The sequence below is a fragment of the Pararobbsia alpina genome (assembly GCF_902859895.1).
Classification (GTDB): domain Bacteria; phylum Pseudomonadota; class Gammaproteobacteria; order Burkholderiales; family Burkholderiaceae; genus Pararobbsia; species Pararobbsia alpina.
The window spans coordinates 266,210-279,447 of the sequence record NZ_CADIKM010000004.1 but is presented as its reverse complement, the minus strand read 5'-3'; the positions used below and the strand labels follow the sequence as shown (position 1 = coordinate 279,447).

At 62.5% G+C, this 13,238-nt stretch carries 11 protein-coding genes; 5 read left to right on the top strand and 6 right to left on the bottom strand.

Annotated elements, in window-relative coordinates:
* Positions 1-197: 197 nt before the first annotated feature.
* From HV670_RS07030 to ggt, 3 genes are all read left to right on the top strand, one after another.
* Positions 198-488, top strand: a complete 291-nt coding sequence (locus HV670_RS07030; protein ID WP_175104020.1) for a hypothetical protein — start codon at positions 198-200, stop codon at positions 486-488.
* Between the two features lie 178 nt (positions 489-666).
* The gene (locus HV670_RS07025) at positions 667-858 is read left to right on the top strand and encodes a hypothetical protein (protein ID WP_175104019.1); all 192 of its coding nucleotides are present in this window, start codon (positions 667-669) and stop codon (positions 856-858) included.
* Positions 859-1,009: 151 nt separating this feature from the next.
* On the top strand, positions 1,010-2,740 hold the full coding sequence (gene ggt / locus HV670_RS07020; RefSeq protein WP_175104018.1) for a gamma-glutamyltransferase: 1,731 nt from the start codon (positions 1,010-1,012) through the stop codon (positions 2,738-2,740).
* 123 nt (positions 2,741-2,863) lie between these two features.
* Here ggt and HV670_RS07015 read toward each other — a convergent pair whose 3' ends face one another.
* Entirely contained in the window at positions 2,864-5,386 is a 2,523-nt protein-coding gene (locus tag HV670_RS07015) for an adenosylcobalamin-dependent ribonucleoside-diphosphate reductase (protein WP_246257096.1), read from the bottom strand.
* Positions 5,387-5,904: 518 nt separating this feature from the next.
* Here HV670_RS07015 and HV670_RS07010 point away from each other — a divergent pair.
* The gene (locus HV670_RS07010) at positions 5,905-8,082 is read left to right on the top strand and encodes a hybrid sensor histidine kinase/response regulator (RefSeq protein WP_175104016.1); all 2,178 of its coding nucleotides are present in this window, start codon (positions 5,905-5,907) and stop codon (positions 8,080-8,082) included.
* Positions 8,083-8,169: 87 nt separating this feature from the next.
* Here HV670_RS07010 and HV670_RS07005 read toward each other — a convergent pair whose 3' ends face one another.
* Positions 8,170-8,502 carry a hypothetical protein gene (locus HV670_RS07005; RefSeq protein WP_175104015.1) on the bottom strand — a complete coding sequence of 111 codons (333 nt, stop codon included), beginning with the start codon at positions 8,500-8,502 and terminating at the stop codon, positions 8,170-8,172.
* Between the two features lie 303 nt (positions 8,503-8,805).
* Between HV670_RS07005 and HV670_RS30540 the strand changes: the two genes are divergently transcribed.
* Positions 8,806-9,015: a hypothetical protein gene (locus HV670_RS30540; protein ID WP_217478379.1), complete on the top strand. Its 210-nt coding sequence runs from the start codon at positions 8,806-8,808 to the stop codon at positions 9,013-9,015.
* A gap of 174 nt (positions 9,016-9,189) precedes the next feature.
* Here the strand turns inward: HV670_RS30540 and HV670_RS07000 are convergent, their stop codons facing one another.
* The 4 genes from HV670_RS07000 to HV670_RS06985 all read right to left on the bottom strand — a co-directional run bounded on the left by HV670_RS07000 (position 9,190) and on the right by HV670_RS06985 (position 13,235).
* Positions 9,190-9,597 (bottom strand): DUF3175 domain-containing protein, encoded by a 408-nt coding sequence (locus HV670_RS07000; RefSeq protein WP_175104014.1) that lies wholly within the window; start codon positions 9,595-9,597, stop codon positions 9,190-9,192.
* A 140-nt stretch (positions 9,598-9,737) separates the two neighbouring features.
* On the bottom strand, positions 9,738-10,844 hold the full coding sequence (locus tag HV670_RS06995) for an MraY family glycosyltransferase (RefSeq protein ID WP_175104013.1): 1,107 nt from the start codon (positions 10,842-10,844) through the stop codon (positions 9,738-9,740).
* A 49-nt stretch (positions 10,845-10,893) separates the two neighbouring features.
* Entirely contained in the window at positions 10,894-11,931 is a 1,038-nt protein-coding gene (galE, locus tag HV670_RS06990; protein ID WP_175104099.1) for a UDP-glucose 4-epimerase GalE, read from the bottom strand.
* Between the two features lie 140 nt (positions 11,932-12,071).
* Entirely contained in the window at positions 12,072-13,235 is a 1,164-nt protein-coding gene (locus HV670_RS06985) for a glycosyltransferase family 4 protein (RefSeq protein ID WP_175104012.1), read from the bottom strand.
* Between the last annotated feature and the right edge of the window lie 3 nt (positions 13,236-13,238).

Sequence of the window (13,238 nt, the reverse complement as noted above, 5' to 3'; positions counted from 1 at the left end):
CGATGTGGACATGGAGGCGTTAAACAGAATCTGCACATCCAGTCCCAGTACCAGTCCCAGGCTCCTGCAGATTTGCGCCACGAACGCGACCGACCCGCATCACCCTGGCAGTCCCTGCTGGGAATAAAGCCAGGGTCTCTGTGGTCCCCATGAGGTAGTCCGCATCAATTTCCTTATCCTCAATTTAGGAACTCGAAATGAACACGCGATATGTATTGGGCCTTTCCGTGATCCTGCTCGCTTCGGCAGGCATCGTTTCTAACGCGTCTGCCCAGGAGAAGTCGTACTCCGAGGTCAACCCGATCTCTGCGCAACAGCCAGCCCAGCTCAAGCAGCAAAGCGAAAGCGGCACGGTTGCCAGCGCGTCGGGTTCGAGCACCACCGGCCAGCGCGGAGTGGTAGGCAAACCAGGCATCGGTCAAAGTCATCCGGCCACGCCTGCCTGCGTCGGACCGGTCAGCTTTTGCTCGCTGTACTTCGGCGGCTGATGCGACCTCGGGTCGCTGGAGCCACCGAGTGGCCCCAGCGACATCCATCAAGCATTCAATCTCCGCATGGCGAGCGACCAACCCGATGCGGCAAGTCTGATACTGCGATCCGCTCTTGCCAACGGGCTCGTTTGCAGCGACTTGCCAGCTTGTTTAGCCAAGCTCCTGTGAGAAACCCATGGAAGACCTGATTAGTCGCGCGATTTACCACCCGCTCGTCGCGCTGCCATCGTTCTATCTGACCAATCTGATGTGCAACGTCGACAACAGCTTGCTTAGCGCCCTCATGGTGTTGGCAGTCGGCTCAACGTTCCGGCTGGCGAGGCTTTCAGGCAGATGGTATCGCCGCTGCAGAAAATCCGGAAACTGATCTTCCTGGCGCCGCCGTGGCATCACCGCGCGCGGTACTGAGGTTTCGTCATGCGAATCGCAAACTATCGGTACCGTCTCGATTCCTGCGTGCTTACGAACCCGAAGTATGATTTCATCGCCGACAGAGGAACTGTCATGGGAGACGTCCGATGAAGTTGATCAACAAGGCAAGAATCTCCGCGACCGGCTTTGCCCTCGTCGCATTCGTCGCGGTTTCAGGCAGTTTTCTCGAAACCGCACCCGCCCACGCGAAGGCACCCCCGCAGCCGGCCGTACTCAACGCCTCGGCCATCGCTGTTGCCGACCAGTTCAGCGCTGAAGCTGCCGAGCAGATCTTCAAGGAAGGCGGCAATGCCGTCGATGCCGCTGTGGCCATCGCCTTCACGCTTGCGGTGACGTATCCGGAAGCCGGCAACATCGGCGGTGGCGGCTTCATGACGCTGTATATGGACGGCAAACCGTATTTCCTCGACTACCGCGAACGTGCGCCGCTCGCTGCGACGAAGAATATGTATCTCGACGATCAGGGCAATGTCATCAAGGGCATGAGCCTTTTCGGTTACCGCGCGGTCGGCGTGCCGGGCACTGTCGATGGCATGTGGGAAGCGCACCGACGCTTCGGCAAGCTGAAATGGAAACAGGTGTTGGCGCCGTCCATCGAGTACGCGCGTGACGGCTTCTTCGTCAGCAACCAGTTGGAGCAGCGCCGCCGTGAATTTGAGGAGCAAGAGTTCGTTGGCAAGACCAATTTCGAAACTTATTTCAGCAACCTCAAAGCGGGTCTCACCTTCAGGCAACCCGATCTGGCCGCTGTGCTGACGCGTATCGCTAACGATGGCGCGAAAGACTTCTACGACGGCAAGACGGCCGACCTGATCGCCGCGGCGATGCGCGGTCACGGCCTGATCACGAAGCGCGATCTGCAGGAATACAAGGCCATATGGCGTCAGCCGATCGAGGCGAAGTGGAATGGCTATGAGGTGATTACCGCGCCGCCGCCGAGTTCAGGCGGCATTGGCCTCGTCCAGTTGCTGAAGATCAAAGCGGATCTCGCACCTGACTTCAACTACATAACGCTTAATTCGCCGCAGTACGTGCACCTGGTTGCGGAAATCGAAAAGCGTGTGTTCGCGGACCGCGCGCAGTATCTGGGCGACCCGGACTTCTACAAGGTGCCGGTTGCGCAGTTGACCGACGACGCGTATCTCGCCAAGCGTGCGGCAGAGGTCAATCCGGCCGGGCCGTCAGATACGAAGAGCGTGCAGCCGGGACTCGGCACGTCGATGCCGGAGAAGGCCGAGACCACGCACTTCTCGGTGATCGACAAGTGGGGTAACGCGGTTTCGAACACTTATACGATCAACGGATACTTCGGTTCGGGTGTGGTGGTGGAGGGTACCGGCATCTTGCTGAACGACGAGATGGACGACTTCTCCGCCAAGCCGGGTGTGGCGAACGTGTTTGGCGTGGTGGGCAGCGATGCGAATGCGATCGAACCGAAGAAGCGGCCGCTGTCCTCGATGAGCCCAACCATTCTGACCAAAGATGGCAAGGTATCGCTCGTGATCGGTACGCCGGGCGGCTCGCGTATCTTTACGTCGATCTTCCAGGTGATCACCAACGTGTACGACTTCAAGATGCCGTTGCCCGATGCGGTCGCCGCGATGCGCTTTCATCACCAGTTGCTGCCGCCGAACACGATCTTCTGGGAGCCGTACAAGCCGATCGAAGGCCGACTCGCGGAGCAGATCGAAGCGAAGGGTTACGTGCTGAAGGGGCAGGATTTCAACGGCGATATCCAGGTGATCAAGGTCAACGGCAATACGCCGGAGCCGGTCGCCGATCCGCGTGGCCGCGGTGTGACGCGCGTGATCCCGTAGTCGTCTCGGGATCGCGCAGGACAGCCGGCTGTGTCACTCCTCACATGCCGCCCGGCAGCGGGCGGCGGGCGGCGCGCGCAAAGGGCATGGCGCAAAGGGCATGCAGAATAGCGTCGACGCTGCCTACCCGCACGCGCCCACTTCCCCGCAGGCCGTGCAGAAGTCACACCCATCCTTGCGGATGACCGCGTTCGCGCCACATGTCGGGCAAGGCCGGCCATGTATCGGAAGCAAAGTGTGCGGGCCGCTGCCGGCTGCGCTCTTTTCGACGAGGACGGTGAGCATATCGTCGGTGCCCGGTCCGATCCGATCATCATCGGATGAAGCCGGCGCCGATACAGGGACGCCCCCGGGCGCCGCGCGCAGGTACCGGAGATTGGCGAGCGTGCGCGAGGGCACCTGGCCGCCTTCCTCGTCGAGGAAGCCACGTCGGAAGAGAATCTGCTGGATCGCATACGCGAGCGCGGCAACTTCGGAATCGTGCCAGCGCGGCACACGATGCCCGTCGAGCCGCTTGACGTCGCCGAGCCGCACCTGCCCCCGATCCCACGATACTTTGCGGAGATCCTGCAGATTGCGCGCGACAAACCCCCCACGTGCCGCAAGCGACAGCGATCGCATGGTCGCGGTAATCCATTGCTGGGATTCATCGCGTTGTCCGGCCGGCACGAAGAATTCGATCGGCCGCTCGATGGTGACGTCTTCGCCGCCGAGCCGGCCCGTGATTTCAATAAACGAAACGGACACGTAAAGCGATTTCTTGCCGAGCTGGGTCAGATACTCGACTTTCTCGATGATCGCGGGTAACTCGCCGCGCGGCCGATGTTCGATGGCGATCCGCAAGGGGTCGAGTTCGGTATCGGGCAGGTCCCGCACATCCGGTGCGTCGCTTGGCGTGTCAGCAGGGGTGACCGACAGCACCGCGCCGAGCGTCTCGTTCGGACGATAGGTCGCGAGACCCTTGAGTCCGCGTCCCCACGCATTGAAGTAGAGATCCTTGAACGCGTCGAACGGATAGTCGGCCGGCACATTGACGGTCTTCGAGATCGAGGTGTCGACGAAAGGCTGTACGGCGGCCATCATCTCGAGATGGTCGTGCGCGGACATCTCAAGTGCGTTGACGAAGTAGTCGGGCAGCGTATTCACATTGCCGCCGAGTTCGCGATAGAGACGGTACGCATGGTCCTCGACGGGGAAGGACTGGCGGCTGCCGTCGGCCATGCGCTTGGTGCGCTGATAGACCCACGAGAACGCGGGCTCGATGCCGTTCGAGGCATTGTCGGCAAACGCGAGGCTCACGGTGCCGGTCGGTGCGATCGACAGCAGATGGCTGTTGCGAATGCCGTCGCGCCGGATCGCTTCCTTGAGCTCATCGGGCAGGCGCGAGGCGAAGGTGCCTTCGGCGAGGTACTGCTGCGCATTGAACAGGGGGAAGGGTCCACGCTCGCGTGCGAGTTCGACCGATGCGGCATACGCTTCGTCTCGCATATGCCGGGCGACACGCTGGGCGAAGGTACGCCCTTGTTCGGTGTCATAGCGCAGGCCGAGCATCACGAGCGTGTCGCCGAGGCCTGTGAAGCCGACGCCTATGCGGCGCTTCGCGTGGGCTTCGGTCCGCTGCTCGGGCAGGGGCCAGAGGGTGACGTCGAGCACATCGTCGAGAAAGCGGACCTGGGTGCGCGTGCTCTGCGCGAGCCCATCCCAGTCGAACGACGCGACACCGCCGTGCATCTGTGCGAACGGATCGACCACGAATCGCGTGAGGTTTAGCGGTCCGAGATTGCAGCAACCATAGGCGGGCAGCGGCTGTTCTCCGCACGGATTGGTGGCGCGGATGGTCTCGACGGCGCGAAGGTTGTTGTCCTCGTTCATCCGCGAGACGAACACGACGCCGGGTTCGGCGATATCGTAGGTCGAACGCATGATGAGGTCCCAGATTTCGCGCGCGCGAAGCTCGCCATAGACCCATCTCCCGTCCTCACGGCGCTGCAGGTCGGCTGAGGCGCGCAGTGAGGGCGAGGGCTCGGCACGATGAATGAGCTGCCAGTTCGCATCGTCGGCGACGGCCTGCATGAACTCATCGGTGACGGCGACCGATACGTTGAAATTATTCCAGCGTCCCTTCGTATGTTTGGCGGCGATGAATTCGAGCAGGTCGGGGTGATCGCAGTCGAGGATGCCCATCTGCGCGCCGCGCCGAGAGCCCGCACTCTCGACGGTCCGGCACGAGGCATCGAAGACGTCGAGATAGCTGCAAGGACCCGATGCGGCCGAGCCGGTCGAATGGACACGCGCGCCCTTGGGCCGGATCGCGGAGAAGTTGTAGCCGACACCGCCGCCGCGTCGCATGGTCTCGGCGGCCTGGAGCAGTGCGACATAGATGCCCGGCAGTCCGTTCTCATCGACGCCCTGGATCGAATCGCCGACGGGCTGAACGAAGCAGTTGATCAGCGTCGCGTCGATGCCCGCGCCGGCGGCGCTCATGATCCGGCCGGCACCGAGCGCACCGCGTTGGAAATTGCGCGCGAACTCAGCTTCGACTTCGGCACGGCGCGCCTCGGGTTCGGCGAGGGCCACGCCGCGTGCGACCCGGCGGTAGATTTCATCCACGTGCGTTTCGTCGCCTTTTGCATATTTCTCGAGCATGACTTCGAGCGAAAACGCTTGCGGCGCCACGGCAGCGGCGGCAGCACGGGCAGCAGGAGGCGATCCGGATTGGGGGGAGCGGGCGGCGGAGGCCGTCTGGCCGCCTGCGTGGCGCTCGGGCGGGGCGATCGTATCGTGCTGGATATCTTCGGCCATGGCGAGTCCTCAAAACGGCGAGCGTGATCTAGCTTATACCGCTCGCGCGAAGGCGGGGAAAACCCGCCCTGCAAAGGAGGTTGAATCGCGGCTCTGCCGCATATCTCATCGACAGATGAGATCGTTCGCCTGTCGAACATGCGCGCGAACTGGCACACTGATCGAGACTGTTTTATTCTTTTAGATCAGAATTTCGTTGCCCGGAGCGCGAGGGGCAAGCCCGCGGCTGTCTATGTCTGAGCAGGCCAGTGGTCTTACAGTATCGCAAGCTCGTGCTGACGGCGTTGCCGAATGCAGCAATAGGTGGAGATCAGGCAGTCTCCGCAAGGTAGACTTGGGACAGGCGGCAACTCACTCAGGACATGACGGGTACCACGCGGAATATCGAAACAGACTTTGCCGCACCTCCCCGCGATCTGGACACGATCCGGCGTGCGCTCCGGGCGGTGCTCGTGCTCGCGATCGTGCTGCCGTTCGGTTATCTCACCTTCTATGGCGTGACCGATCTGCACCGCCGAGAAGTCCAGGCGAGTGAGGGCGTCGACCGGCTCGCACGGGTGGCGCAGGAGCATGCGCTCAAGATCATCGACATGAACGCCGAACTGCAGGCGCGCATCGTCGAGGCGCTCGACAGCCGGTCGGGGCCGGACATCGCGCGCGACCAGCGCCGTGTCTACCGCTGGCTCTCGCGGCTTGCGGGCACGTATCCGCAGGTTTCGTCGCTGTCGGTGTTCGACAACAGTGGCATGCTGCTCGCGACGAGCCGCGTCTACCCCGCGCCCGCGGTATCGATCGGCAAGCGGGAAGATTTCCAGGGCGCGCGCGAAGTGTGGCCGGTGGACTATTTCTCGGTGCCGATGCGCGGCAGCGTGAGCGGTCTCGACATCTTCACGACCAGCATTGCACGGCTCGATGCGCAGCAGGCTTTTCTCGGGGTCGTCTCGGTCGCGCTCAAGCGCGACTACTTCGTGGATTTCTATCGCGAGCTGACTGGCTCGAACAAGTCGATCAACCTGAGTCTCTACCGGCGCGACGGCGCGCTGCTCGTGCGCTATCCGCGCGTCGCGCTGGGTACCGAGCAAGCGCCTGTCGACCCGTATTTTGCCCAGGCGCTGCGCGACAACACGCTGGTCGGCCAGATTGTCACGGGCAGTGGTGTCGACCAGCCCGACCGGATTCTCGCTTTCCGCCGCGTCGACGACTACCCGCTCTATGTGTCGGCTTCGGTCGATGCGCAGTCGATCACCGATGCGTGGCTCTCGCATATGCTCGTCGTGATCGCGATGATGGTCGTGCCGAGCGGGGTGATCTGCGGGCTCGTGCTGTTCGTGCTGCGCCGGCTCGCCGCGGAGGAGGCAGCCTGGGACAACTGGCGAGCCGGATTCTCGATGCGCGTGGCGTCCGAGCAGGCAGTCGCGCAGGCGAGTCGCATGGAAGGGTTCGGTAATCTGGCGGCAAGCATCGCGCATGATTTCAACAATATGCTGATGGTGTTGTCGTCGAATCTCGATGTCGCGCGGACCAAGCGATATACCGGTATCCATACCGAGACCGCATCGATCGCACGCGCGATCGATGCGGGGCAGTCGATTACGCGGCGCCTGCTCGGCATCGCGGGCAAGCAGCCGCTGAACCGCGAGAATATCGTGCTACCGGTGTGGATATGCAATTCGAAAGCGATCGTCCAAGAGGCCGCGGGGCCGGCCACACAGGTGCTCTACGATGTGCGTGACAACACTTGGCCGGTCTTCGTCGATCCGCGCGAACTCGAGCTGGCCATTGTCAACGTCGTGCTCAATGCCAGCGAGGCGATGCCCGTCGGCGGGCAGTTGCGCATCGCGACGCGCAACCTGCGCTTGCCCGATGGACAGAGCGAACTGACGCCGGGCCGCTATGTCGTTCTGTCGCTCTCGGACAATGGTCGAGGCATGTCGCCGGCCGTGCTCAACCGTGCGCTCGAACCGATGTTCTCGACGAAGCCGGTGGGTACGGGCGCGGGCCTCGGCCTTGCGCACGTGCTCGCGTTTTGCAAGCAGGCGGGCGGCACCGCGCGGATTGAAAGCTCGGAAGGCGTCGGGACCGCGGTTCGACTCTACCTGCCGGGCTCGACCGGTGCCGTCGCGACTGTCGTCGAACTGCTGGCGGGCGAGGAAGTCCCGGCTGCCGCGCCTGGCGATCGGCGCCGGGTCCTGCTCGTCGAAGACAACGTCGAGGTGGCCGCGGGCATGGGGGCGGTCCTCGATCTCATGGATTGCGATGTCACGCATGCCGTCGATGCGGACGAGGCGCTGCGGCTGCTGGCCGAAGGCGAGCTCTTCGATCTGATACTGTCGGACATACATATGCCCGGCAGCATGAACGGCATCGATCTCGCGGAGCGCGTGCGTCGTGATACGCCGAACCTGCGCATCGTGTTGATGACTGGGTATGCGCAGGAACTCGACCGCGTCAACGGACGCTTCGACGTGCTGTCAAAACCGTTCGATCTCAACGTGCTCGGCGCGATCGTTGCCGATTTGCGCGCGCACCCGGGCCTCTGACAGTCCGCCGTCAAGGCGGGCTTGGGGTGCTCATGTGGGGCACCCGATCTCAAGCAGGTTCCGACCACGACCCAGATGTGGGCAGCCTTACTTGCCGCTCGTACCGCCACCCGTTCCGCCGCTGCCAACGCCACCGCTGTTGGCGCCCTGGGTACTACCGCCAGCGTTGCCGATGTTACCGGTTTTCGGATCATTGGGATTGGCCGTTTTGTTGCCCGTCGCAGGCGAAAACGGCTTCCTATACGCCGCCCCGGTGCCCCCACTATCCGAAGACATCGTGCCTGACGGGTTGGCCATGCCCGTGCCATTGTTCTGCGCGCCGCTCGTGGTCTGCGCGGACGCGATGAGCGGGGCGGTGGCAAGCACGCTAACCATTAGTCCTGAGCCGAGTGCACAGGTCATTTTGCTGTTCGTCTGCATGGTCCTCTCCCTTGAAAAGTTAACCATATGAGGCTTGGAGCAACTGCTGTTCCCATGCCTGTCCACGCATCTGCTTGATCGCTCCGGTGTTGATGGCCGAATGTCGTCAGTTCTCCAGAATATGTTCGAGCACGCCATCGCTCGCGCGAGCGATAAAACCATCCCGCGCCTCATGTCACCGGCGTTCGTCTTTGCCGGTATGGGCTCTCGCAAGACGGACGGTCATCGGCGCGCGACGTGGGCATGCGGATTGCGTTCACGCCTGATGGGCACTGAGCCCTCTTTGTCGAAGGAGTGCATGCGATGCGAGTCAGTTCACGAGATGCCATCGCAATGGTGATGGGTTTGACATTCGCGCTTTGCATGACGGCGTGCCAGAAGCCTGGAGACAGTGGCGCAACCTCAGGCAGCGCGGCGCCGTCGGAAGCGAGCGGACTATTGGGCAGTCCGGCGAGCGGCCTTCAGAGCAGTCCCGCGAGCGGTGTATTGAGCAATGCCAGCGAAGGCAAGTAAATGAACCCCAAGCAAGATCTACAGGAAGGCTGTATGAGGTCTGTGCCGTGCAGTTCTTGCATCGAGTACTTCGTTTATGCCGCCAATTACAAGGCAAAGCCGCCGAGCCCGCGACGGCTCGCGATGTCGAGACGATATTGGCCGCGGTGACGGACTTAGATCAGGGCGCTCGCCTCAATGCCGGGGTTGCGGGTCGCGGCCGAAGGCCTTGCGCAGTTCCTGCTTCGCTTTTTGCAAGGCATCCCGGCGCGCTTTGGGCAAGTTGCGCCCCGCGCGGTTCGAGTAGAAGTTCAACATCGACATGGCCGACTGAAATGGCGAGCCCTTGCGCCGGTGACTGGCGAGTGCCGATCTCTTCAACGATTCGGCAATCTCGTGTGGCGATCCTGTCTTGAAGATGCCTCCTTCGAGATCGAGCGCATCGCTATGCTCCATGACCTCGTGCGACCAGCGGCGCGGACTCCCCGCGGCTTTCGGAGCACTCTTCCTGCTGGCCTGGGCGCGCTCGTGGCGCTGTCTGCCGATGTGTTTCGGCGCTGCACGATGGCGTCGTGATGACGCGCGTGTGGCCTTTTTTGCCATGATGGGCTCTCCCGATTACGGGTGACTGGAGCCTCTACTGCGCATCCGGCGTGCCACGTGACCTCACAGCACGTCCTGGAACGCCCATCCGAAATAAACCTGCTGAAGTTGATGCTTTGATCTGGCTTCAACTCGCGCTTTCAGCGTGTTTTCCGGCGCCGTCTTATCACCATCCAGCGCGGCACGCGAAAGCGCACGATGCTCATGTAGAGCCAGACATAGGCGACGATGAACACCACCACGAAAATGAATAGATGCAGTGTGTGGCGCCAGAACAACGTGGCGGGTACCACCGCGACGAGACAGAGCAGCCAGAGATAGGGAGAGGTCAGCGAATTGCGGCGCGTGAGTTCCCGTGCCGCGCGCGAGCCGACGACCCAGCGCATCAGGCGCTTGTAGACGAGCATATGCAGATGCACTCCGTCGGGCACGCCCGGCGAAATGCCGCGGACGAATTTTTTCCTATAGATCGAGAAACAGGTCTCGAAGATGGGGTACATGAACAGCAGCACCGGATACCAGGCCGACACGCCCGGATTGCGCATCACGAGCATGATCGCGAGCTCGCCGAGCATGAAGCCGACGAAATAGGCCCCCCCATCGCCGAGAAAAATCAGGCCGGCCGGAAAATTCCACAGGAAGAAGCCGGCGATCGCGCCGATCATAATCAGCGAACCCGAGAGCACGATCGGGTCGCCCACTTGGAAGGCCACATACGCGAGCGAGGTGAACATCATCATCGCGACCATCGACGCGAGCCCGTTGAAGCCGTCGATGATATTAATGGCGTTCGCGAGCGCCGCGACCGCGAGCACGGTGACCACACACGAAACAACGGGAATCGCGAGTGCGTTGTCGAACCACGGCACGCTGATGCGCGTGACGGCGACGCCGACGATCGCGTAGGTCGCAAGCGCCGCGGCCATCGTGCAGACAAGCCGCGCAAGCGGAGAAACGCGTTTGGTCAGGTCCTCGAGCATGCCCGCCAGGAAGGCCGGCATGCCACAGGCGGCAACCAGGAAGATCCCGGCCGACACCTTCGGATAGCTGCTCATCAGCTGTGTGGTCGAAACGGCGAGTCCGATCAGGATGCCGACGCCGCCGATGCGAGGCACCGGCTTGACATGGAATTTCTGGACACCGCCGAGGTCGGTGTCCGACGAGATGTGCTCGTGCAGATGGTCGTAGCGAACGATCAACAACGTAACCAGCAACGAGACAATAAAGGCGATCGCAAAGCTGAGCATGACAGGGGGCGGGCGAAGGATGGCGGATTATACGGCGCCCCCTCCCATCTTATGCCGCGTCGGCGGGATATCCGTCGGGATTTCCCGATTGCCAGCGCCACTGGTCCGCGCACATGCGTTCGATGCCGAACTCGGCACGCCAGCCGAGCTCGCGTTCGGCGGCAGCCGGATTCGCATAGCACGAGCCGATATCGCCCGGCCGGCGCGCGACGATCTCGTAGGCGATCGGGCGGCCGCTCGCCGCCTCGAAGGCACGAATCGCATCGAGCACGCTGTAGCCGTTGCCCGTGCCGAGATTGACGGTGACGCTGCGGCCCTGCTTGAACAGGGTGTCGAGTGCCGCGAGATGTCCGCGTGCGAGATCGACTACGTGGATGAAGTCGCGTACGCCGGTGCCGTCGGGGGTCGCGTAGTCGCCACCGAACACGCGCAGCTTGGGCAGCTTGCCGACCGCGACCTGGGCGACGTAAGGCATCAGGTTGTTCGGGATGCCGTTCGGGTCTTCGCCGATCAGGCCGCTTTCGTGGGCGCCGACCGGGTTGAAATATCGCAGGGTCGCGATTTTCCAGTCGGGTTCGGCGAGCAGCACGTCGCGCAAGACCTGTTCGGCGATCAGCTTCGACTGGCCGTAGGGATTGGTCGCCGAGAGCGGAAAGCTTTCGTCGATCGGCACCGAATGCGGATTGCCATAGACGGTGGCCGACGAGCTGAACACAAAGTGGCGCACGCCGCGCGCGCGCATGGTCTCGAGCACGACGAGCAGGCTGTCGACGTTGTTGCGGTAGTACTCGAGCGGCTTGCTCACGGATTCGCCGACGGACTTGAGCGCCGCGAAATGGATCGCGGCATCGATCGAATGCGCATCGAACACCTTGGCCATCGCGATCGGATCGCAGGCATCGACCCCGTGCAGTGCGACCTTGCGGTTCGCGATCTTTTCGATGCGGCGCACGGACTCGGGCTTGCTGTTCACGAAGTTGTCGACGATGACGACGTCATAGCCTGCGCCGAGCAGTTCAACACAGGTATGCGAGCCGATATAGCCGGCACCGCCCGTGACCAGGATCGTTTTCTTTTTTTCGCTCATCTGTAGCCCCTGTTTGATGTGTTGATTCGTTGACTGGCTGACTGCCTGACTGACCTGTCGTCCTGATGGATGCCCGTCCATCTGGAGATCCGCAGGCGATTCCATTACTGACTCCGCCGCCGCGATAGCGTCTGCCCCGCCTACCGCTTCGTGCCGGTTTCATCGCCGTCCGATGTACCGGTCAGCGTACTCAGTGTCCGGAAATACCGCTCGACGACATGACGTTCGTCGAACTCCACCATCATCTTGCGCCGGCCGGACTGACCCATCGCGTGGCGCGTCGCCGCGTCCATCTCAAGGATCTCCGCCATCTTAGCGGCGAGATCGCCTGCGTCACGCACGCGGCACAGCAGGCCGCTTGCGCCGTCGTCGACCACCTCGCGACAGCCCGGCACATCGGTTGCGACGATCGGCCGCGCCATCGACGAGGCTTCGAGCAGGGTGCGCGGCACACCTTCCCGGTACGAGGGCAGCACCACGCAGTCGGCCGCCGCGATATAAGGCCGCACATCGTGCGCTTCGCCGAGATACTCGACCCGGCCGTCAGCTTGCCATGCCTCTATGTCGGTTTGTGTAATCGCGCTCGGATTGGCCACGCCGACCGGCCCGAGCAGTTTGAACCTCCCGTGAGGATACCGTGTTCGCAGCGCCGCCGCGGCCTCGACATACTCGCCGACGCCCTTGTCCCAAAGCAGCCGGCCGATCAGGATGAAATCGACCGTGGCCTTGCCGGGTGCGGACTCGTGCGGAGCATACATCGTGAGATCGATGCCCTCGCCGTTTAGCAGCCGGGCGCGTTCGGGATGGACGAGCAGCGCTTCGGTCCGGAATGCCTCGAGATCGTCGCGGTTCAGGAACCAGACCTCGCGCGGAAATCGAAACGCGAACCGGTAGAGCCGTTTGGCGACACGCGCGGCGGTGCTCTGCTGGATAAAGACATAACCGAGCCCGGTCGTGACGGCGATCGACTTGACGCGCGCGAGCGCGGCCGCAATCGATCCGTAGATGTTCGGCTTGATGGTGTAGTGGAAGACGAGGTCGGGCCGAAGTTCACGATAGAGGCGGTACAGCGCGACAAGCGTGCGCAAGTCCTGGACCGGATTGGTGCCCTTCGACGCGACCGGCAATTCGATGCAACGTACGCCGAGTGCAGCAAGGGGCTCGAAGGTCCGGTCGCGCGGCGCGATTACGGTGATGTCGATGCCACGCGCACGAAATGCCTTGAGCACGCCGTGACGGTAGTTGTAGATTGACCACGCTGTATTCGACACCATACAGACATGCAGCGGAGGTTTCGGATTCATCGG